The sequence below is a fragment of the Vreelandella sulfidaeris genome (assembly GCF_042429665.1).
Taxonomy (GTDB): domain Bacteria; phylum Pseudomonadota; class Gammaproteobacteria; order Pseudomonadales; family Halomonadaceae; genus Vreelandella.
The window spans coordinates 167,767-186,085 of the sequence record NZ_JBHMAC010000011.1; the positions used below are offsets into that span (position 1 = coordinate 167,767).

General features: G+C 53.5%; 18 protein-coding genes. 12 read left to right on the top strand and 6 right to left on the bottom strand.

The features are described from left to right. Window positions 1-135: 135 nt before the first annotated feature. Complete coding sequence (locus ACFFLD_RS12660; RefSeq protein WP_386041171.1) at window positions 136-990, top strand: AAA family ATPase; 855 nt, start codon at window positions 136-138, stop codon at window positions 988-990. Window positions 991-993: 3 nt separating this feature from the next. Further along, window positions 994-2,175, top strand: coding sequence for a vWA domain-containing protein (locus ACFFLD_RS12665; protein ID WP_386041173.1), 1,182 nt, complete (start codon window positions 994-996; stop codon window positions 2,173-2,175). A 51-nt stretch (window positions 2,176-2,226) separates the two neighbouring features. On the opposite strand, the gene ACFFLD_RS12670 is transcribed toward ACFFLD_RS12665, so the two are convergent. Further along, window positions 2,227-2,790, bottom strand: coding sequence for a hypothetical protein (locus ACFFLD_RS12670; RefSeq protein WP_386041175.1), 564 nt, complete (start codon window positions 2,788-2,790; stop codon window positions 2,227-2,229). 170 nt (window positions 2,791-2,960) lie between these two features. On the opposite strand from ACFFLD_RS12670, the gene ACFFLD_RS12675 reads away from it, so the two are divergent. Continuing rightward, window positions 2,961-3,347, top strand: a complete 387-nt coding sequence (locus ACFFLD_RS12675; protein WP_386041177.1) for a RidA family protein — start codon at window positions 2,961-2,963, stop codon at window positions 3,345-3,347. Here ACFFLD_RS12675 and ACFFLD_RS12680 read toward each other — a convergent pair. Both ACFFLD_RS12680 and ACFFLD_RS12685 read right to left on the bottom strand, forming a co-directional pair. Beyond that, the gene (locus tag ACFFLD_RS12680) at window positions 3,331-4,785 is read right to left on the bottom strand and encodes a cobyric acid synthase (protein WP_386041179.1); all 1,455 of its coding nucleotides are present in this window, start codon (window positions 4,783-4,785) and stop codon (window positions 3,331-3,333) included. The genes ACFFLD_RS12675 and ACFFLD_RS12680 overlap by 17 nt on opposite strands. A 112-nt stretch (window positions 4,786-4,897) precedes the next feature. Next, window positions 4,898-7,078, bottom strand: a complete 2,181-nt coding sequence (locus ACFFLD_RS12685; RefSeq protein WP_386041181.1) for a S8 family peptidase — start codon at window positions 7,076-7,078, stop codon at window positions 4,898-4,900. 421 nt (window positions 7,079-7,499) lie between these two features. Here ACFFLD_RS12685 and ACFFLD_RS12690 point away from each other — a divergent pair, with 421 nt between their 5' ends. The 6 genes from ACFFLD_RS12690 to ACFFLD_RS12715 are packed head-to-tail and all read left to right on the top strand — an operon-like array spanning window position 7,500 to window position 13,230. Next, window positions 7,500-8,522 (top strand): LacI family DNA-binding transcriptional regulator, encoded by a 1,023-nt coding sequence (locus ACFFLD_RS12690; RefSeq protein WP_386041183.1) that lies wholly within the window; start codon window positions 7,500-7,502, stop codon window positions 8,520-8,522. A gap of 11 nt (window positions 8,523-8,533) precedes the next feature. Further along, entirely contained in the window at window positions 8,534-9,565 is a 1,032-nt protein-coding gene (locus ACFFLD_RS12695) for an ABC transporter substrate-binding protein (RefSeq protein ID WP_386041185.1), read from the top strand. A gap of 2 nt (window positions 9,566-9,567) precedes the next feature. Further along, window positions 9,568-10,464, top strand: coding sequence for an ABC transporter permease (locus ACFFLD_RS12700; protein WP_386041187.1), 897 nt, complete (start codon window positions 9,568-9,570; stop codon window positions 10,462-10,464). Next, window positions 10,461-11,249, top strand: coding sequence for an ABC transporter permease (locus ACFFLD_RS12705; RefSeq protein WP_386041189.1), 789 nt, complete (start codon window positions 10,461-10,463; stop codon window positions 11,247-11,249). Before ACFFLD_RS12700 ends, ACFFLD_RS12705 begins: the two co-directional genes overlap by 4 nt. Before the next feature lie 60 nt (window positions 11,250-11,309). Next, complete coding sequence (locus tag ACFFLD_RS12710) at window positions 11,310-12,389, top strand: ABC transporter ATP-binding protein (RefSeq protein WP_386041191.1); 1,080 nt, start codon at window positions 11,310-11,312, stop codon at window positions 12,387-12,389. Then, window positions 12,382-13,230 carry a phosphodiesterase gene (locus tag ACFFLD_RS12715; protein ID WP_386041193.1) on the top strand — a complete coding sequence of 283 codons (849 nt, stop codon included), beginning with the start codon at window positions 12,382-12,384 and terminating at the stop codon, window positions 13,228-13,230. Before ACFFLD_RS12710 ends, ACFFLD_RS12715 begins: the two co-directional genes overlap by 8 nt. Here ACFFLD_RS12715 and ACFFLD_RS12720 read toward each other — a convergent pair. Continuing rightward, on the bottom strand, window positions 13,211-13,723 hold the full coding sequence (locus ACFFLD_RS12720; RefSeq protein ID WP_386041195.1) for an O-acetyl-ADP-ribose deacetylase: 513 nt from the start codon (window positions 13,721-13,723) through the stop codon (window positions 13,211-13,213). The genes ACFFLD_RS12715 and ACFFLD_RS12720 overlap by 20 nt on opposite strands. A gap of 34 nt (window positions 13,724-13,757) precedes the next feature. Continuing rightward, window positions 13,758-14,615 carry a bifunctional transcriptional activator/DNA repair enzyme AdaA gene (locus ACFFLD_RS12725; protein WP_386041197.1) on the bottom strand — a complete coding sequence of 286 codons (858 nt, stop codon included), beginning with the start codon at window positions 14,613-14,615 and terminating at the stop codon, window positions 13,758-13,760. Between the two features lie 258 nt (window positions 14,616-14,873). Here ACFFLD_RS12725 and ACFFLD_RS12730 point away from each other — a divergent pair, with 258 nt between their 5' ends. Together ACFFLD_RS12730 and ACFFLD_RS12735 are read left to right on the top strand one after the other, a co-directional pair. Beyond that, window positions 14,874-15,794, top strand: coding sequence for a glutaminase (locus ACFFLD_RS12730; protein WP_386041199.1), 921 nt, complete (start codon window positions 14,874-14,876; stop codon window positions 15,792-15,794). A gap of 87 nt (window positions 15,795-15,881) precedes the next feature. Continuing rightward, a complete protein-coding gene (locus ACFFLD_RS12735) occupies window positions 15,882-16,487 on the top strand; it encodes a LysE family translocator (RefSeq protein WP_386041201.1) in 606 nt (201 codons plus the stop codon). Here the strand turns inward: ACFFLD_RS12735 and ACFFLD_RS12740 are convergent. Next, window positions 16,473-17,306 carry a helix-turn-helix domain-containing protein gene (locus tag ACFFLD_RS12740; protein WP_386041203.1) on the bottom strand — a complete coding sequence of 278 codons (834 nt, stop codon included), beginning with the start codon at window positions 17,304-17,306 and terminating at the stop codon, window positions 16,473-16,475. The genes ACFFLD_RS12735 and ACFFLD_RS12740 overlap by 15 nt on opposite strands. Before the next feature lie 191 nt (window positions 17,307-17,497). Between ACFFLD_RS12740 and ACFFLD_RS12745 the strand changes: the two genes are divergently transcribed. After that, the gene (locus ACFFLD_RS12745; protein WP_386041205.1) at window positions 17,498-18,319 is read left to right on the top strand and encodes a DUF1206 domain-containing protein; all 822 of its coding nucleotides are present in this window, start codon (window positions 17,498-17,500) and stop codon (window positions 18,317-18,319) included.

Sequence of the window (18,319 nt, forward strand, 5' to 3'; positions counted from 1 at the left end):
GCGTTGATAGTTCTTTAACGTCACTCTTCTTCGATTAATGGCGACTGAAAATGGTGGCTTGGCCTTGCGGTTTACCCTCACGTACACTTGTTTGAATCCATTTTGAAATACGTTTTTGACAACCAGAGGCTCCCCATGGCGTTTGCATCCACTTCTTCGTATATCGCAACCGATGCGCTCATGCAGGCAGTCAATGCTGCTGTGGTGCTTGAGCGTCCACTCCTGATTAAAGGCGAGCCAGGCACCGGTAAAACATTGTTGGCAGAAGAACTGGCCGAATCTCTCAATACCCAGTTGATTACCTGGCATATCAAGTCCAGCACGAAAGCGGCCCAAGGGCTTTATGAGTACGATGCAGTGAGCCGACTGCGGGATTCTCAGTTGGGCATAGAGGGCGTGGAAAACGTCGCCAACTACATCAAGCCCGGCAAGTTATGGGATGCCTTTACCGCAAATGAGCGCGTGGTCCTGCTGATTGATGAGATCGACAAGGCGGATATTGAATTTCCAAATGACCTGCTTCAAGAGCTGGATCGTATGGAGTTTCACGTTTATGAAACCGGCGAAACCATCCGCGCCGAGCAGCGCCCCATTATCATCATTACCTCGAATAACGAAAAAGAGCTTCCTGATGCTTTCCTGCGCCGCTGCTTTTTCCACTACATCGAGTTTCCCGACCGGGAAACCATGCAGGCAATCGTTGACGTTCACTTCCCTGACATTGCGCCGAAACTGGTCGGCGAGGCGCTGGAAGTTTTCTTTGAGTTGCGCAAGGCGCCTGGTTTGAAGAAAAAACCGTCGACGTCTGAATTGGTCGATTGGCTCAAACTGCTGATGGCCGATGAGCTTGCGCAAGAGGCCCTTTATAACCGTGATCCGGTTAAAGCGTTGCCGCCCATGGCCGGTGCTCTGGTGAAAAACGAGCAGGATACGCAACTGCTTGAACGCTTGGCATTTATGTTGCGTCGTCAAAAAGGCACAGGACGCTAAGCCATGTTTATTGGCCTGTTTGAGACGTTAAAGCGCGCGGGTGTTCCGGTATCGCTCCGCGAGTTGCTCGACCTTCACGCAGTGGTGGAGCGCGGCGTGGTATTTGCCGATATGGAAGCGTTCTATCATGTGGCACGCACCGTCATGGTCAAGGATGAAAGCCACTTTGATCGTTTTGATCGCGCTTTCGCCGCCTGGTTTAAAGGCCTTGACGATATGGACGCGGCGATTGAGGCGTTAATCCCCGACGATTGGCTGCGCCGTGAATTCGAGAAGCAGCTAAGCGAGGAAGAGAAAGCAAAGATCGAGTCCCTGGGCGGGCTTGAAGAACTCATTGAGACGTTCAAAAAACGTCTGGAGGAGCAAAAAGAGCGCCACGCGGGGGGTAACAAATGGATAGGTACCGGCGGCACTAGTCCTTTTGGGGCCTATGGCTATAACCCGGAAGGTATTCGCATTGGTCAGGACGGCTCCCGCCACCGGCGGGCCACCAAAGTGTGGGATGAACGCCGCTTTCGAGATTATGACGACTCGTTGGAGCTTGGCACGCGCAATATCAAACTGGCGCTGCGCCGCCTACGTAAATTTGCCCGCCAGGGGGCACGCGAGGAATTCGACGTCGACAGCACCATCCGCGAAACCGCGCGGGATGCTGGGCTGCTTAACGTGCAAATGCGTCCTGAACGTCATAACTCGGTCAAAGTGCTGTTGTTTTTAGACGTGGGCGGCTCAATGGATGACCATATCCGGGTGTGTGAAGAGCTGTTTTCAGCCGCGCGCTCCGAGTTTAAACACCTGGAGCATTTTTATTTCCATAACTGTCTTTATGAAGGCGTCTGGAAGAACAACCTGCGCCGGGGCAATGAGCGAATACCCACTCAGGATGTGCTCAACACCTACGGTGCGGACTACCAAGTAGTGGTGGTCGGCGACGCCGCGATGTCGCCCTACGAGATTAGTCACCCAGGCGGCAGTGTAGAGCACTTCAACGACGAACCAGGCGGCCTATGGCTCAAGCGTCTATGCGACACATTTCCACGCCTGGCATGGCTTAACCCCTTGCCGCCCCGTGCCTGGGAATACACTTATTCAACCAAGTTAATCCGCGACATCATTGATGACCGTATGTACCCTATGACGTTGGAGGGTCTGGAAACCGCCATGCGTGAACTGGCAAAAAAGTGAACCCACTACCAGCGACCAGGCGGCCCCTAATAACGTGTTTAAGACCGGCGTTCAAAGCGTTTCTGGAAAATCGTTCAGACCGTTCAAAAATGACTTTTTGGCGGTTTCAAATGTTGAGGGATCATGCTTAAACCGGCGCAGAATAAGCGCTTCATCCAATGCTAACGTAGGCGCCAGTTCACTAACGCTTTGGGCTGGGTGGCGTGCGCCTAGTCCAATTCGCTTACCTTTTGATCCGACAAACCAACGCTTAATGCCGCTTTTCTGATAAAACGCTTCCTGCTGGGCATCGTCAGCCTCAACACGCAGGGGCGCCTTTAAGCTAAGTTCTCTAATCAAGTGTTGATGTGCATTGGCATCAGCCAGCGCGCACGCGTGGGTAACCGTCATGCCCACACCCTCTTCATCCAGCACCAGCAGAGCAAGCGCTTGAGGGCGGCCCTTTCCATCCACACTGGCAAATAAACGCGCCGCTTCCTGAGGAAATAGCACGTTACACGTGCCTGTAAATACCACCAGCGGGGTGAGGCCCGCCTCCTGCCCGTAAACCTCAGCACATAAGCGCGCCAGACAAGCGTTTCGCTGGGCCTCTGCGTTAACCTGTACGACTTTCATTTGACTCCTCCTTGCCCCTAAAAAGCCGCAAGCCTAGAGCAAACGCTGACGTTTTGACAGTGTATTGTGCCACGCACAGTACCCCAATCATTTATACTGAATACGGAATCCTACGGCTACAAAGGCGTCAAACAACCCGTAAGCGTGTACATCAACTAGAAGGAGCTAGAATGCCCACTTTTACGAATGATCCCACCATGCCCTCACCGTCCTTTCCCGGTAGCCATATGGTGGTAGATGATCACTACGTCTTCATTTCAGGGTTAACCGTATCTGACCTTTCTAACGGCGACGCTGCGCGGGGAAACGTTAAAGAAGAGACTCGCCTTGTCATGCGAGCCTTATCGCGCATGCTGGAAATGGAGGGCGGAAGCCTAGCCGATGTGTTGCGTGTGGATATACACCTAACTGACTTACACACTATGCAAGACATGGATAGTGTTTACGCGGAGTACTTTGAAGCAGGCCGCTATCCTGCCCGGACCTGCACTGAGTCCCCCCACCTCGCAGGCGAGAGCAATGTTGAAATTACCATGATGGCTAAACGCCAGCTTTAATCAGCGTCATGATTGCCTCAATATCAACGTGCGCTTCCAGCATATCGGCCAAACGATCAAGCTCACGCTCACGGTGGGCTTGATAATCACTTGATTCGCTATTGGAAAGGCCCAGTAGCGCTAACAATCCCTGGCACGCCTCAGGATGATCAAATAAGCCATGTAGATAGCTGCCGAGCACTTGGCCATCGTCGCTGACCGCCCCTTCCGGTCGGCCTGCTATGTCAAAAAGCGGGGACTCAAGAGCGGCCCCTTCACTAACGCCGTTATGGATTTCATAGCCGCTAACGTTAGCGCCCCCTGCCACAAGCTTCCCACGCACATTGCGCAGTTGCTTGCCGGGCACCATACGCGTCGTCAGCGGCAACAATCCCAACCCCGCCACCCTTCCCGGTTTGCCTTCGATTCCTTGCGGGTCCTCGACCCAATCGCCGAGCATCTGAAAGCCGCCGCAAATACCTAATACCTTGCCGCCATAGCGCAAATGGCGAGCAATAGCGTGCTCCCAACCATGGTGCTTGAGCCATTGCAAATCACTGGCAGTGCTTTTGCTTCCGGGCAGGATAATCACATCGGCGGCAGGAATGGTTTGATCAGGCCCAATAAACGATAGCGCGACCTGAGGGTGCAGGCGCAGCGGATCAAAGTCGGTATGGTTACTGATGCGCGGTAGCGCGGGAACGATCACGTTAAGCGTCTGGCTGGCTTTTTCGCCTTGGGTTAAGCCAATGCTGTCTTCGGAATCAAGCACCAGCCCCTGCAGATAGGGCAGCGTTCCCACTACCGGTTTTTGGGTACGTGCCTCCAGCCACTCAAGCCCTGGCGTGAGTAACGCCATGTCGCCACGAAAACGATTGATGATAAAACCTTTGGTGCGGGCCTGTTCGCTATCACTCAGAAGCGCCAAGGTACCCACCAACTGAGCAAACACACCGCCGCGGTCGATATCACCGACCAGTAGTACCGGGCAGTTGACCGCTTCGGCAAAGCCCATGTTGGCGATATCACCTTCTCGCAGATTAATTTCCGCGGGGCTACCGGCGCCTTCAGCAATGATCACATCAAAGCGGCTTTCCAGTGCTTGCCAAGCGGCCATCACGCTCGCTTTCGCGGTGCGTTTATAAGCATGGTAATCCAAGGCATCCATGTGACCATGCACTTTGCCGCGTAAAATCACCTGGGCTCCACGATCAGTTTCCGGTTTCAACAGTACCGGATTCATATCGCTATGAGGCGCTAAAAAGCATGCCTGGGCTTGTAATGCCGTTGAGCGCCCAATCTCGCCGCCATCGTCGGTCACGGCGCTATTAAGCGCCATATTCTGCGGTTTGAAAGGCGCCACTGATATTCCACGCCTGGCTAATGCACGGCATAGCGCAGCCACCACGGTGCTTTTACCAGCATCCGAGGTGGTGCCTTGAATCATCAATGTCGCCATAAAAAAGTCTCGCCGAAGTGAACACAGGCGAGACTTTAGCGGGCGGCGTTCAGCGGCGCAATGAGCAGCCGCGAAGGCTTAGCCCATTACAATTGCCTAGCGTCCTCCATGGCTACCACGCTAGTTGATAATTTACCATCGCCGCGCTGTCGGCACGGGCATCCGCGTTATGTCCCGGCGACATGGTATGCAGTAAATTAAACTGCAGCTGGCTACGTTCGCTAGGCATAAAAGCATAACCCAGCTCAATATCCAGTTGCCGCCCGGAGGGGGACAAAGACGCCTCGCGCGTTTCTCTCAGAACGCCACCGTCCAGCGTACGGCCAACCGGCACACTGAATTCCGCCGTTGCCTGATCGATACGCAACGGCTGACGCAAGGTTAACGCCGCACGCTCATCGTCTTTTTGCCATTGAAGCCCCAACGCCATTTGCTGGGCTTTAATATCGTTAATTTGGGTGACTAAACCACTGCCCTCGGCATCGCCATAACCTTGCTCAAACTCGGCAAACGCTGCAAATTCATTGCTGACGTTTGCCTGCAGCCCAGCGCCTACAAACGTCATCTGATTATGCCTACCAAAGCCCAGAGCGCCCGATCCGTTAGCCCCCAATAGACCATTCTGCTCATCCAAGCGTGCAATATGAGTGCTTATATTAACCCCAGGGGTTAGCTGATAAGCCATTTCAATGTCTGAGCGGTTAGCACTGTAGTCGCTAGCGAAACGCAACTCATCATTCACACCTCCCACCCAATGCGATGCGGAAAGGCTCAGTTGATCGGATAAGTCGTAGCGCGTTTTCATTCCATTAACATTATCAAAGGCCTGAGTAAGCACGTCGCCTGACTGGAAAGAAATCATCGGCATAATCCCAGACTCCGCGTAGCCGCTCATGGGATCAATCTGTTCCCCCGTATACTGAAACGCACTCAAGGTGGAGCTGCCGAACGTTCCATCGAAACGGCTACTGACAAGCTCACCCGCGTTATTAGCGCGAGAGGTAAAGTGATAGCGGTCGCTTTCCATCGATGCCGTTTGTATCGCTTGTGCCGAACTAATGGACATACGCTCCATTTGGTCACGCAGTTGCGTCGAGCGGTTAAAACGCTGTTGGGCTTGAGCACTAAAATCCATCTGATAATCGCGTCCCAATTCATCAAACACCGAGACTGAGTCCAGTGCACCCGAGGCCGCCAGCGCATTGCCATAAGCGCCGGAAAGCTGCATGAACGAGGTATTCGCTTGCTCGCCCCCTGCACTTACCTGTTCGCTCTGCGGGACAATGACGTCTCCTTGAGGCGCGAGGGCAGCGTTAATATCCGCCTCGCCCTGACCAAGGTAAAAAGACCCACAGTTTAGATTAGCGCCGTCGCCACAGGTATTCTGCTGATAGAGAGCACTCGTTTGGCTGGCCGTATCAAGCAGCCGCTGGCTGGCTTGCTGGGCATTCAAGTGGGGCCATATAGAGAGGATGCCCGCTGCATATTCAGAAATACGGGCCGCTGAAATAGAGGTGCCCTTAGCGCCCACCGTTCGATTAACAAAGTCGGTCGCAATCGTGCGTTCCTGCAGTTGGGTATCGCTACCAGGATAACTGCTGGAAGAGTGAATATTGCCGTTACTGTCGGTGCCCACCGCGATCAGCATCATGTTGAAAAGATCGGGATGGCTTGCGTACATTGGCCGTCCCTGAGTATCAATCGCGAGACCGTCGTTGCCAGCACTAATGACATAAACCGCACCGCTGCCGCCATTGGCGTTTACAACGCGCTGATAAGAGTCAGCTGAACTGACACCGTTAAAGGAGAGCCGCGGATCGCTGGCCACAAACCGATTGGAAAAGCTGGTGTTAATGACACGTGCCCCACGTTGTGCCGCTACGCCAATAGCGTAATCAAGCGCACTGCTGAGCGTGACCCCATCTTTTTCGACTTTGATCAGATCCAGCCGTGCTCTCCCTTGGTCGCCGCCGGAAATCACTGAGGAGACCACGTTACCGTGCCACTCATTACCACCGCTGACATCGCTGTTACCGGTGTGAATATTCAGGCTATCGATTACCCGCTCACTATTGGTAATCGAGGCTATATCAAAGCCGGTATCGGTGACCGCAACGCGAACATCAACGGGCCCAACAGGCACTTGATTCGTACCTGAGTCGTCGATAGACGGTGAGAAAACGCTCTGGGAAGGGCCACTACTCACACCCCCGCCCCCCGAGCTGCAGCCTGCTAATGCGCTGCTTGCAAGTACTGCTGCCATGGCCAAAAAAAGTGGATGCTTATCAAACATGCCCACCATCCTGCACGCATTCAATACTATTCATGATGGCATCACTCTCGCTTCAAGCTGACAAAGGAAGAACAGTCGCATTGACGACCAGGAGGGGAAACAATCTATCGAAGAAATTCGCTAACTGCGTTTAGCATTCTTGATAATCGCTAGTAACCATTAATATCGACTATTTCGGCCTCTCCTTGAGGAGTAATAAGCGTGCCCTTTTAGAGGCTTTTATTTGCTTAAAACGATTAAAAGATAATTCTAATTAAAATAATGCTAATAATTAAAATCTCAGCTTTTTTCAGACACCCTTTACTTTCTTGCCCATTATTTAAATCAACATCTTTCCGCCATCACTTTGTCATATTCCTTCCTTAGGCTGATACCAAGCAAATGAGATCGATCTCATTTTTTATCGATTACAGGAACTGGTATGGCCGATTTACTCACCGTGGCAAAACTGGCCGGGGTTTCCCGAGCGACCGCTGCGCGGGCATTTTCAAGCCCCGAATTAGTCCGCCCGGCGACCCGTGAAAAAATTTTTAGTGCTGCCCAACAGCTGGCATTTAGACCCAACAAGGTCGCCCAGCAGTTGCGTACTCAAGCCACTCACATGATTGGCGTCATGGTGCCCAGCCTCAATAACCCTGTATTTGCCGAACAGCTTCAAGCAATGGAAGTGGCGGCAAGGGCATGCGGTTACTCACTGATCGTGACCACCAGTGACTACTCCTCCAGCCGTGAAGGCGACATTGTTGAAGAAATGCTGCGTCAGCGTGTCGATGGTTTGGTGCTTACCGTTGCCAATGCTGAACAGAGTGAGGTACTCGCCAAACTACGCGCGGAGACCATCCCTTGCCTGTTGGTCTATAACCCGCCTGGTTCGAGCGGCTTTCCCTCCATCGGGGTTGATAATCTCGCTGCTGGCGCTGATGCCACTCGCTATTTAATCGATAAGGGGCATGCACGAATAGGGATGGTTGCCGGTCCATTGCTGCAGTCAGACCGTGCCCAACAGCGCTATCAAGGGTACTGCCAGGCGATGCGCAGTGCTGGTTTAGCACCTCGCCCGCTTATTGAAATGGATCGTCATACCCAAGCAGACCTAACCAGCCTGGCACCTGCCTTAACTGGGCCTGATGCGCTTAGCGCAGTGATTTGTACCAACGACCTGCTCGCCATCAGCCTGATGGGGGAACTACAACGGGCGGGCATTAGCGTTCCCGGCGACCTTTCCGTCATGGGATTTGATGGCATTGCCATGGGCGAGCATATCTACCCATCGTTATCGACGATTGCTCAGCCTCGCGCCGACATAGGCCGAACGGCCGTGCATACCTTGTTAGCCATGATTCGGGGAGAAGCATGTTCACCGGCTCCCCTGCCCCACGCATTGCGTCAGGGCGAAAGTGCCGGAGTCCCGGCATCCAGTAAGTCCACATTAGGTACTTCCTAAAGGAGCACAGCATGACGTTTAAGCGCATGGGTATGAAGCGTTTTTATCAAGCCGTTTTGGCCACCGCGATAATCGGTGCCTCTGGAGCAACCGTCGTTCAAGCCGACGACAATGCGATTTGCTATAACTGCCCACCGCAGTGGGCCGATTGGGGCACTCAGCTACGTTTGATTGAACAGCAAACTGGCATTCATGTACCGCAAGATAATAAAAACTCTGGGCAATCACTGGCTCAGCTAGTGGCTGAAGCGAGTAGCCCCGTCGCGGATGTCGTCTACTATGGCGTCACGTTTGGCATTCAAGCCATGGAAGAAGAGGTGGTCACCCCCTACCAGCCCAATCATTGGGAAGAGATCCCGGAAGGCCTTAAAGACCCGGAAGGAAACTGGTTCGCTATTCACTCAGGTACGCTCGGCTTTATGGTGAATGTCGATGCACTAGACGGTGACGAGGTGCCTACTTCGTGGGAAGACCTGCTCAAACCCGAATACCGCGGCATGGTCGGCTATCTTGATCCTGCAAGTGCGTTTGTCGGCTATGTCGGTGCCGTTGCAGTTAACCTGGCGATGGGTGGAGACCTCAATGACTTCACCCCGGCAATCGACTACTTCAATCAACTTGCTGACAACGCCCCTATCGTTCCTAAGCAGACGAGCTATGCCCGCGTGCTGTCCGGCGAAATTCCTATTTTACTCGATTACGATTTCAACGCTTACCGCGCTCGCCACAGCGATGGCGCCAATGTGGAGTTTGTCATTCCCGAAGAAGGTAGCGTGGTCGTCCCTTATGTGATGAGCCTAGTGAAGAATGGCCCTAACCCAGAAAATGGCCAGCAAGTACTTGATTTTGTACTTTCTGACGAAGGACAAGCCGTCTGGGCAGATGCCTACCTACGTCCGGTACGCGAAAGCGCCATTTCCCCCGAAGCGCGCAGTGTTTTCCTTCCCGATAGCGATTACGCCCGTGCTTCAGCGGTTGACTACTCCGCCATGGCAGCTGCCCAGCGCAGTTTTTCTGAACGATACTTGTCGGAGGTCCGTTAATCATGACAGCGGTATCCAAGCAGCCCTCCGGGGCTGCTTCTTACGCCACTCGTCGGGAGATGTTATCGGCCCCAGGACAGCGTAAAAAGCTCATTGCGTTGCTTGCGTTAATGCCTGCATTAATCGTGTTTTGCGCTTTTTGGTTATTGCCGTTTTCGCGCTTGATACTCATGGGGACCGAGGTTGACCGTAATAGCGGGCTTAGCGCTTATCTGACCATACTCACCCACCGCCAGTATCTAATTAGTCTGGCAACCACCGTTGGTCTTTCACTACTGGTCTCACTTGTGGCCGTCGCCATTGCAGGCGTAGCCGGGTTCTTTCTGGCCCGCCAGCATTTTTTCGGTAAAGCCGTATTGATTGCCATCCTCACTTTTCCGCTGGCGTTTCCAGGCGTCGTGGTGGGCTTTCTGGTCATTATGTTGGGGGGACGTCAGGGCGCGTTGGCACAGACGAGCCTGTGGCTATTGGGTGAACGCTGGGTGTTCGCCTATTCACTGGCCGGTTTATTCGTTGGCTACCTCTACTTCTCTATTCCGCGCGTGATTACCACCGTCATGGCAGCTTGCGACAATCTGGACACAAGCCTTGAAGAGGCCGCTCGCTCATTAGGGGCTTCCACTTGGCAGGTCACCAAAGATGTGATTGTTCCCGGCATTTCGCCAGCCCTGCTGTCCACCGGCGCGATCTGCTTTGCCACCAGCATGGGCGCGTTCGGCACCGCCTTTACGTTGGGCACACGGCTAAGCATTTTACCGCTCAATATTTATGGTGAATTCACCAATTACGCCAACTTTGCGATGGCGGCTGCGCTCTCGGTCGTGCTGGGCATTATCACCTGGCTGGCACTCAGCATTGCGCGCAGGCTGGCAGGCGGCAACCTGGGAGCCTCAGCATGACCTCACGACTACGCTTCACGCTGCAACTGAGTTTCACCCTACTGGTCTGTGCGTTCATGCTGGTACCCGTAGCAATGTCGGTAATGGCGGGATTAACCGAAAACTATTTTGTCGGTTTGCAGAGCGGCTTAACGCTGCGTTGGGTTAATGAAGTCTGGCAGCTCTATGCCAACACGATCTGGCTTTCGATCAAATTAGCCATCGCCTGCTTGGTTATTACCGCACTGATTGGTGTGCCCGCCGCCTACGGGCTGCTGCGAAGCCGGCGCCGTTGGGCGAATGCCATCGAAGAACTACTCCTGCTACCGGTTGCCGTACCGGGTTTAGCTACCGCTCTGGCACTATTACTCGCCTACGGCAGTTACCGTGAATTTCGCGGCAGCTGGTTATTTATCCTTGTCGGTCATGTGCTCTTTACGTTGCCGTTTATGGTTCGCGCGGTGCTTTCAGTGATGCAAACCGCACAGCTTAACCACCTTGAAGAAGCCGCCGCCAGTCTGGGAGCCAGCTTCCGGCAACGCTTCTTCGCCGTGGTTATTCCTAACTGCATGAGCGGCATTTTGGCGGGCGCGTTGATGGTGGTGACGTTATCCATCGGTGAATTCAATATCACCTGGATGCTGCATACCCCGCTGACTAAAACGCTGCCGGTCGGCTTAGCCGACAGCTATGCCTCCATGCGCCTGGAAATTGGCTCAGCCTACACGTTGATCTTTCTAGTCATGGTGGTACCGCTACTGGTAGCGATCCAGTGGGCAGGCCGCTTGACCGGCCAACGTCGCTAACCCTCTTTTTAAATCAGCATCAGACACACAATGACGAATGTCGTCACCGGAGCACTCGCGATGAGTTCATCTGTCAGTATTACCCTTACGCACTGCAGCCGCACCTTTGCGGGCGGTTTTACAGCGTTAAAGCCGCTTGATTTACAGGTTAAGGCCGGCGAAACGTTAGTGCTGTTAGGGCCCTCAGGGTGCGGTAAAACCACCACGCTGCGCATCATCAGCGGCCTGGAAAGCCCCGACATCGGCGGGCGGGTCTTGTTCGGCGAGCGTGATGTCACCGCCCTGCCGATTGAAAAGCGCGATGTCGGGATGGTGTTTCAAAACTATGCGTTGTTTCCCAACATGAGCGTTGCCGACAATATTGCCTATGGCCTAAAAATACAGCGACTGCCTCGCGCCGAGATAGCCCAACGGCTGGATGAAGTAATGCGCATGGTCGATTTAAAAGGCTTTGGCGAGCGACGCATCGATGCCCTTTCCGGCGGCCAAAAACAGCGCGTCGCACTTGCCCGCGCGATTGCCGTACGTCCTAAAGTGCTGTTATTTGACGAACCACTGGCGGCGTTGGACGCACAATTACGCGATCGCTTGCGTCTTGAAATCGGCGAACTGCTGCGTGAGTTGGGTACGACAGCCGTATATGTCACCCACGATCAGGATGAGGCAATGGCGCTAGGTGACCGCATCGCCGTGATGCAGGCAGGCAGCATTGCCCAGCTAGGAACACCTCAAGAAATTTACCATCAGCCAGCCAATGCCTTTGTAGCTGACTTTATCGGTGCAGTTAATTGCCTGGAGGTAATAGCCAAGCAGCCCGATGGGCGTTTGAGAGTGCATGGAGGCGAGCTTAAGGCCACTCATTTACAGGACGTATCCACTGTTTACTGTCGACCAGAAGATATTCAGGTGGTGCCGTTGAGCCAAGCCGATATCAAAGGAGAGGTCATCAAGAGCGTTTTCTTAGGCCAAACGCAACGCTTGATGGTGAATACCGGCGGCAGTAAGCCGCTGCAAATAGAAGCACCGTCGCGACAGCGCTGGGCTAACGGCGCCGTGATTGGATTAACCCTTCCCCCCAGCGTGCTTTTTCACCCAGATGCCAATGCCTCGTTTAATAGTAAGGACATCGTCCATGGTTGATCTTCGCCATCAAACGCAACACTGCCTTATCGCCCACATTAGTGACCCACACATCAAGGCTGGCGGTAAACTTTCATACCGTCAGGTGGATACTGCAAAAGCGCTGCGCCAAGCAATCCAGACACTCAACCAGCTATCCCCCCGCCCCGATTTAGTGCTGATTAGCGGCGACCTGGTCGATTTTGGCCATCCAGATGAATACGCCACCTTCAGCCAACTTCTGGCAGAATTAACGCTTCCCGTGTATCTAATACCCGGCAATCACGATGACCGTGAGCACTTGCGCGATGCCTTTCCCGATCATCGCTACCTTTTCCAGAACAATGATTACCTTCAATGGGTGGTGGATGATTACCCGCTACGCTTGGTGGGGCTAGACTCCTCAGTGCCGGGCAAGCCTCATGGGGAACTAAGCGATGCAACGCTTCAATGGCTGGACACCACGTTGGCAGAACAGCCTCACAAACCGACTCTGGTGATGCTGCATCACCATCCGTTTGTCAGCGGCATTGACCATATGGATCATCAATCGCTTGTCCGACCGGAGGCACTCGCCGCAGTCATAGGCAAGTACTCCCAGGTAGAGCGCGTACTATGCGGCCATGTACATCGCTCGATCCAAGCGCGATTTGCCAACACGCTGGCGATTAGCTGTCCTGGTGTTTCCCACCAGGTGAGTTTGGATCTTAGCCCAGACGGCCCCTCGCGCTTTCAGCTAGAGCCGCCGGGTTACCTGCTGCATCAGTGGTCAAAAGCTACCGGTGTGGTGACCCACCAGGGGTTTATCGACCGTTATCCTGGCCCTTTTCCGTTTTACGACGCTAACGGGTTAATTGATTAATACACGCTTGATAAACGGCCAAGTCCTCCGCGGAAAAACAGCAAAACGTGACGGTTTCAATGCTGGGAATCGCGTCAAGTGTTTGCTTGACAGTGGAGACAGCCAGCTTGGCCGCTTCGTTAATCGGGTATCGATAGACGCCGGTGCTGATACTGGGAAACGCCACCGAGCGCGCGTTGACTGAAGCGGCCTCCTCAAGCGAGCGCCGATAGCAGGACATCAGTAACTCAGCTTCGCCGCGCTCTCCACCCTGCCAGACCGGGCCGACGGTATGAATGACGTACCGGGCTGGCAGCTTGAAACCACGCGTTGATTTAGCATCCCCGGTGGCGCAACCGCCCAACTGTTTGCACGCCGCCAATAGCTCAGGCCCTGCCGCGCGGTGAATGGCACCGTCAACACCGCCACCGCCGAGTAGCGAGGTATTGGCAGCATTAACAATCGCGTCGACCTCCTGCTGGGTGATATCCGCCTGAATAGCATTAATCTTCATATTCATTACCTCCTTGTACACATAAACTAGCGCATTAAAGGCAGCCTTCAACATCAGCCGTGACAGAATTCGATTGAGCCAGCTCCCAGGCCTGCACCATCTGCTTTTTTGCGCCTCCCCATCGGTAGCCGCCCAGCGCACCGCTTTGCTGAATCACCCGGTGACAGGGTATCCACAGTGCAATGGGGTTAGCCCCCACGGCGTTGCCCACCGCACGGGATGCATTCGGTGTGCCGAGCGCCTTGGCAATATGAGAATAGCTTGCCCACTGGCCTTCCGGAATGGTGAGCAGCGCCCGCCAGACCGCCATTTGAAAGTTAGTGCCTTTTACGTGCAGCGACACGGCCTCCGCGCCCGGTTCAGGCGCAGCAAATATTCGCTCTACTGCGTAACGAGTCGCTATTGGATCAGGCTGGCAGATGCTACGAGGCCACTCTTTGGCAAGCCGCGCCAGCAATTCATCTGCACTGGTGGCATCAACAAACCCCATGCGGCAGATACCTCTGCGCGTTACCGCCACGAACATACGTCCTAACGGCGTGTCATGAACCCCATACGCGATCTCAACCCCTTCACCTTGGCGCTTGTACTCGCCCGGCGTGACGGCTTCTAGCTGTACAAAGTGATCATACAGCCTGGCCCCACCGCTTAACCCCAAGGTATGCGCAATGTCCAATAACGACGTGGACGCGTGCATCAGCTGCTTACCCCGTTCTAAGGTCAGTGCCTGCAAAAAGCGCTTCGGGCTAATTCCCACGTAACGGCAAAAAAGCCGCTGGAAGTGAAAAGCACTCAAATGAACGTGGGCCGCCACGGTCGCCAAGGTAGGTTGCGCCGCCGCCTGAGCTACCATGAAGCTCATGGCTTTCTCGACCCGCTCAAAATCATTCATGCTCGTCACCGTTTTTAGGCTATCTATACTGTTTTTAATCTATCTATACCGTTTTTTGTTTATCTATACCGTTTTTTGTTTGTCTATATAGTTAGATAGGCAGCCTAAGCGATTACTCTCTGATTGCCGACCCGAATCTTGCTCATCAACACATAAGCCGACTCTCTGTTGCCATTTGCTTTAATCTCGGCAACAGACATAACGGCTATTTTCCGCTAGGGTGAGGCTCCGCCTCTATTGACGGTACACGACAAGCCCATGCAAGAAATGATCAATGACATTGCAGCCGCCATGGCGACCGCTGAGCAGCGCGGCAAGGTGGCCGACTATATTCCCGAGCTTGGCCTGGTTGACCCAAAGCAGTTTGCCATTTCACTCGCCACAGTGGATGGCAAGGTATATTCAGCGGGCTGTGCGACGACACCGTTCTCGATCCAAAGTATCTCAAAAGTCTTCACGCTGACGATTGCGCTCGGACAGATGGGCGATGCGTTATGGTCAAAAGTCGGGCGTGAGCCCTCTGGCGACCCGTTCAACTCTATTGTTCAGCTTGAACACGAAAGCGGCAAACCGCGAAATCCTTTTATCAATGCCGGTGCTATTGCGGTGGTCGATGCCATCATGATGGGCCACGAGCCCAAAGAAACACTGGGTGAGATCCTTCGCTTTGTGCGCTACATCGCCAATGACGACTCTATTTGTTTTGATCATGCAGTCGCTGCCTCAGAGATGGCGCACCGTGACCGCAACGCCTCACTTGCACACTTCATGAAAGCGTTTGGTCACCTTCGCCACGATGTCGATAAAGTGCTGGGCACATATTTCCATCAATGCGCCATCGCAATGAGCTGCGAACAACTCGCACATGCTGGGCTTTTTTTAGCCTCGGATGGCGTCAACAAGCCCAGCGACATTCGTGTCGTGGCCCCGCAGCGAGCACGCCGTATCAACTCGTTGATGATGATGTGTGGGCACTACGATGCCTCAGGGGAGTTCGCTTTTCGCGTCGGCTTGCCGGGCAAAAGCGGCGTGGGCGGCGGCATACTCGCCATCGCCCCAGGCCACGGCTCCATCGCCGTTTGGTCACCGGGGCTGGATGCTTACGGCAACAGCCTGCTCGGCACGCAAGCGCTAGAAATGTTTGTGCAACATACCGGGTGGTCGGTGTTTGGGCATTAAACTGACCGATTGGTAGTGACATCAATTTTGTTCAATACGGTGAGTTGACGACACTGCAAACTCCTTGGATTAACAAGGAGGATAACCATGAGTGGTTCGTCGATGTTACCTATCATTCTGCCCATGGCCGCATTTGCACTTGCCGCCTCTATTTCGCCTGGCCCCGTCAACATTGTGTGTTTAAGTAGCGGTTCACACTACCCCATTGCCAAAGGGCTGACCTTTGTCACCGGCGCCACATTAGGGTTTGTGGCACTGTTTTTAGGCATCGGCGCAGGGCTTTATTCGCTGCTGACTGTGATGCCACTTCTTGAAGATGTTTTACGCTGGTCGGGTATTCTTTTTTTACTCTATCTCAGCTATCAGTTATTTCAGCATGATGGCCGCTTGAATATGCAAGGTGCTGATAACGCTCCCGGGTTTTGGGCGGGTGCGCTGATGCAGTGGCTCAATCCCAAAGCATGGCTCGCGTCTGCCGCTGGCACTGGCGCCTACACCAATGCTGACGAGGCTTATTTACTATGGCTCTTCGCCGCCCTCTATCTGCCCATTTGCTGGCTATCGCTAGCCAGTTGGGTATATGCAGGCGCCTTTTTGAAGCGATATATACGCCGCCCCCTTGTGTTGCTGTCGATTAACCGCACGCTCGCTGCCTGCTTAGTCATAAGCGCGCTTTTTTTATTGATTGAGTAATGGATAGCGATACTGATTCGGAGTGGCGGCCACCAGCCGCTTAAAAGTTCGTTGGAAGTGAGGCTGATCGTTAAAGCCAGCCACCAACGCTGCCTCAACAATCGGTTGCCCTTGTTTAAGGGCCTTCTGCCCTATCTGAATGCGCTGATTAACCAGGTAAGCATGGGGCGTTAACCCGAAGTGCAGCTTAAACGCGCGGATTAAATACCCAGCACTATAGCCAGACCGCTTACATAAGCATTCAAGCGGAAGTTCGTTGGCACTGTTCGCACGTATATAAGCCGCAACGTCCTCAAGCACTTCCGGGACGTAAGGCGGGACCGTAGTGGCTTCTTTAGAAAGCCTCTTCATTATGAGCGACAAGTACTCACTCAACGCCGCTTGCTTCTCGCTAATATCTCGCTTTTCCTCCAGCAAACAAGCAGTCATATCGCAATACTTTGTATAGAGGTCTGGCTGAGTAATAACAGCGGTTGCAATATCTTGCCAATACGGCTCATTAAGCAACCCTAGTTGGTAGCGCAATTTACTTAACCAATCGACATCAATATAGAGCATCAGATATGCCCAAGGTTGGTTCTCGACAGGGTTACAGGCATGCACCCAATCAGGGTTCATCATAACCAGATCCCCGGCACTAATCTGATACGTATCCTCTCGATAAAAAAACGTGCTTTTACCGGCGGTAACAGCTCCCAGCGACCATTGGGAGTGACTATGGGGCGCATAGCCCACGTGCCGGGCATCGCTAATTTTTCGTAGCTCCACATAAGGCATACGTGGATCACGCCAGAAAACGGGGAAACAGGAACTCGCCATGATGTCTCAACCCAATAAAATTAAGGAATTATAAAAGCAAGCCAGTGGCTGTAGGTACTCATTACTCGCCGCTGTCTCCCCCTTCTCCGCTAGACAATAGTGTCCTACTCGCACAGTATGGGCCGCCAATACGCTTTCTATAGTCTAGATTGCATAAGGACTCGCACGCCATTAATCGTCAGGAGGACTTCATGGCTACTGGTAGCACAAATCCCGATCATCGCGATGCGATAAAGCTGTTTGCCCGCATGGGCTACGCCTCCCGCGGTGTCGTCTATGTATTAGTAGGCGGTCTTGCTGCCCTGGCAGCGTTTGGCCAGGGCGGACAAACAGATGGTAGCCGTGGTGCATTGGAAAGGGTACTCATTGCCCCCTTCGGCCAATTCCTGTTGGCTATCATTGCGTTGGGATTGGTTGGCTACGCCATGTGGCGCACTATTCAAGCCATCAAGGATGCCGATCACCACGGCACCGACACAAAGGGCATCGCCATTCGATCAGGCTTAATGGCAAGTGCCGTTACCCACCTTTTGCTCGCTTTTTTTGCCGCCAGCCTCATTTTTCAGTTTGGTAGCTCGTCTGGCGGATCAGGCGGTGGCTCGCAAGAAGGGGTCGTCAGTTGGTTAATGCAGCAGCCTTTCGGTCGTTGGCTGGTCGGCGGAGTGGGTTTGATCCTTATCGGTGTAGGGATCTCCCACGCCGTTAAAGGCTACCAGGCAAAATTTCACAAACACTTCGTTATGCCTGCTCATGTACAAACATGGGCCTACCCCATTTGCCGTTTCGGGCTGGTGATTCGCGGGCTTGTATTTGTGATTGTGGGATGCTTTTTTATCATCGCCGCTTATCACATTAATCCCGATCAAGCGGGCGGCATCGATGAAGTGTTTAGCACGCTGCGTGAACAGCCATATGGACAGTGGCTGCTAGCCTTTGTGGCCATTGGTCTCTTGGCGTTTGGGCTCTACAGTATTTTAGCGGCTGTATACCGCCGTATTAATCCCAGTATGTAG

Bases quoted from the DNA above. Each gene is read 5' to 3' on its own strand.
- ACFFLD_RS12670 (WP_386041175.1), bottom strand. From the start codon at position 2,790: ATGAAAGTCGTACAGGTTAACGCAGAGGCCCAGCGAAACGCTTGTCTG.
- ACFFLD_RS12730 (WP_386041199.1), top strand. From the start codon at position 14,874: ATGCAAGAAATGATCAATGACATTGCAGCCGCCATGGCGACCGCTGAG.
- ACFFLD_RS12715 (WP_386041193.1), top strand. From the start codon at position 12,382: ATGGTTGATCTTCGCCATCAAACGCAACACTGCCTTATCGCCCACATT.
- ACFFLD_RS12720 (WP_386041195.1), bottom strand. From the start codon at position 13,723: ATGAAGATTAATGCTATTCAGGCGGATATCACCCAGCAGGAGGTCGAC.
- ACFFLD_RS12675 (WP_386041177.1), top strand. From the start codon at position 2,961: ATGCCCACTTTTACGAATGATCCCACCATGCCCTCACCGTCCTTTCCC.
- ACFFLD_RS12705 (WP_386041189.1), top strand. From the start codon at position 10,461: ATGACCTCACGACTACGCTTCACGCTGCAACTGAGTTTCACCCTACTG.
- ACFFLD_RS12725 (WP_386041197.1), bottom strand. From the start codon at position 14,615: ATGAATGATTTTGAGCGGGTCGAGAAAGCCATGAGCTTCATGGTAGCT.
- ACFFLD_RS12700 (WP_386041187.1), top strand. From the start codon at position 9,568: ATGACAGCGGTATCCAAGCAGCCCTCCGGGGCTGCTTCTTACGCCACT.
- ACFFLD_RS12745 (WP_386041205.1), top strand. From the start codon at position 17,498: ATGGCTACTGGTAGCACAAATCCCGATCATCGCGATGCGATAAAGCTG.
- ACFFLD_RS12660 (WP_386041171.1), top strand. From the start codon at position 136: ATGGCGTTTGCATCCACTTCTTCGTATATCGCAACCGATGCGCTCATG.
- ACFFLD_RS12735 (WP_386041201.1), top strand. From the start codon at position 15,882: ATGAGTGGTTCGTCGATGTTACCTATCATTCTGCCCATGGCCGCATTT.
- ACFFLD_RS12710 (WP_386041191.1), top strand. From the start codon at position 11,310: ATGAGTTCATCTGTCAGTATTACCCTTACGCACTGCAGCCGCACCTTT.
- ACFFLD_RS12680 (WP_386041179.1), bottom strand. From the start codon at position 4,785: ATGGCGACATTGATGATTCAAGGCACCACCTCGGATGCTGGTAAAAGC.
- ACFFLD_RS12690 (WP_386041183.1), top strand. From the start codon at position 7,500: ATGGCCGATTTACTCACCGTGGCAAAACTGGCCGGGGTTTCCCGAGCG.
- ACFFLD_RS12695 (WP_386041185.1), top strand. From the start codon at position 8,534: ATGACGTTTAAGCGCATGGGTATGAAGCGTTTTTATCAAGCCGTTTTG.
- ACFFLD_RS12740 (WP_386041203.1), bottom strand. From the start codon at position 17,306: ATGGCGAGTTCCTGTTTCCCCGTTTTCTGGCGTGATCCACGTATGCCT.
- ACFFLD_RS12685 (WP_386041181.1), bottom strand. From the start codon at position 7,078: ATGTTTGATAAGCATCCACTTTTTTTGGCCATGGCAGCAGTACTTGCA.
- ACFFLD_RS12665 (WP_386041173.1), top strand. From the start codon at position 994: ATGTTTATTGGCCTGTTTGAGACGTTAAAGCGCGCGGGTGTTCCGGTA.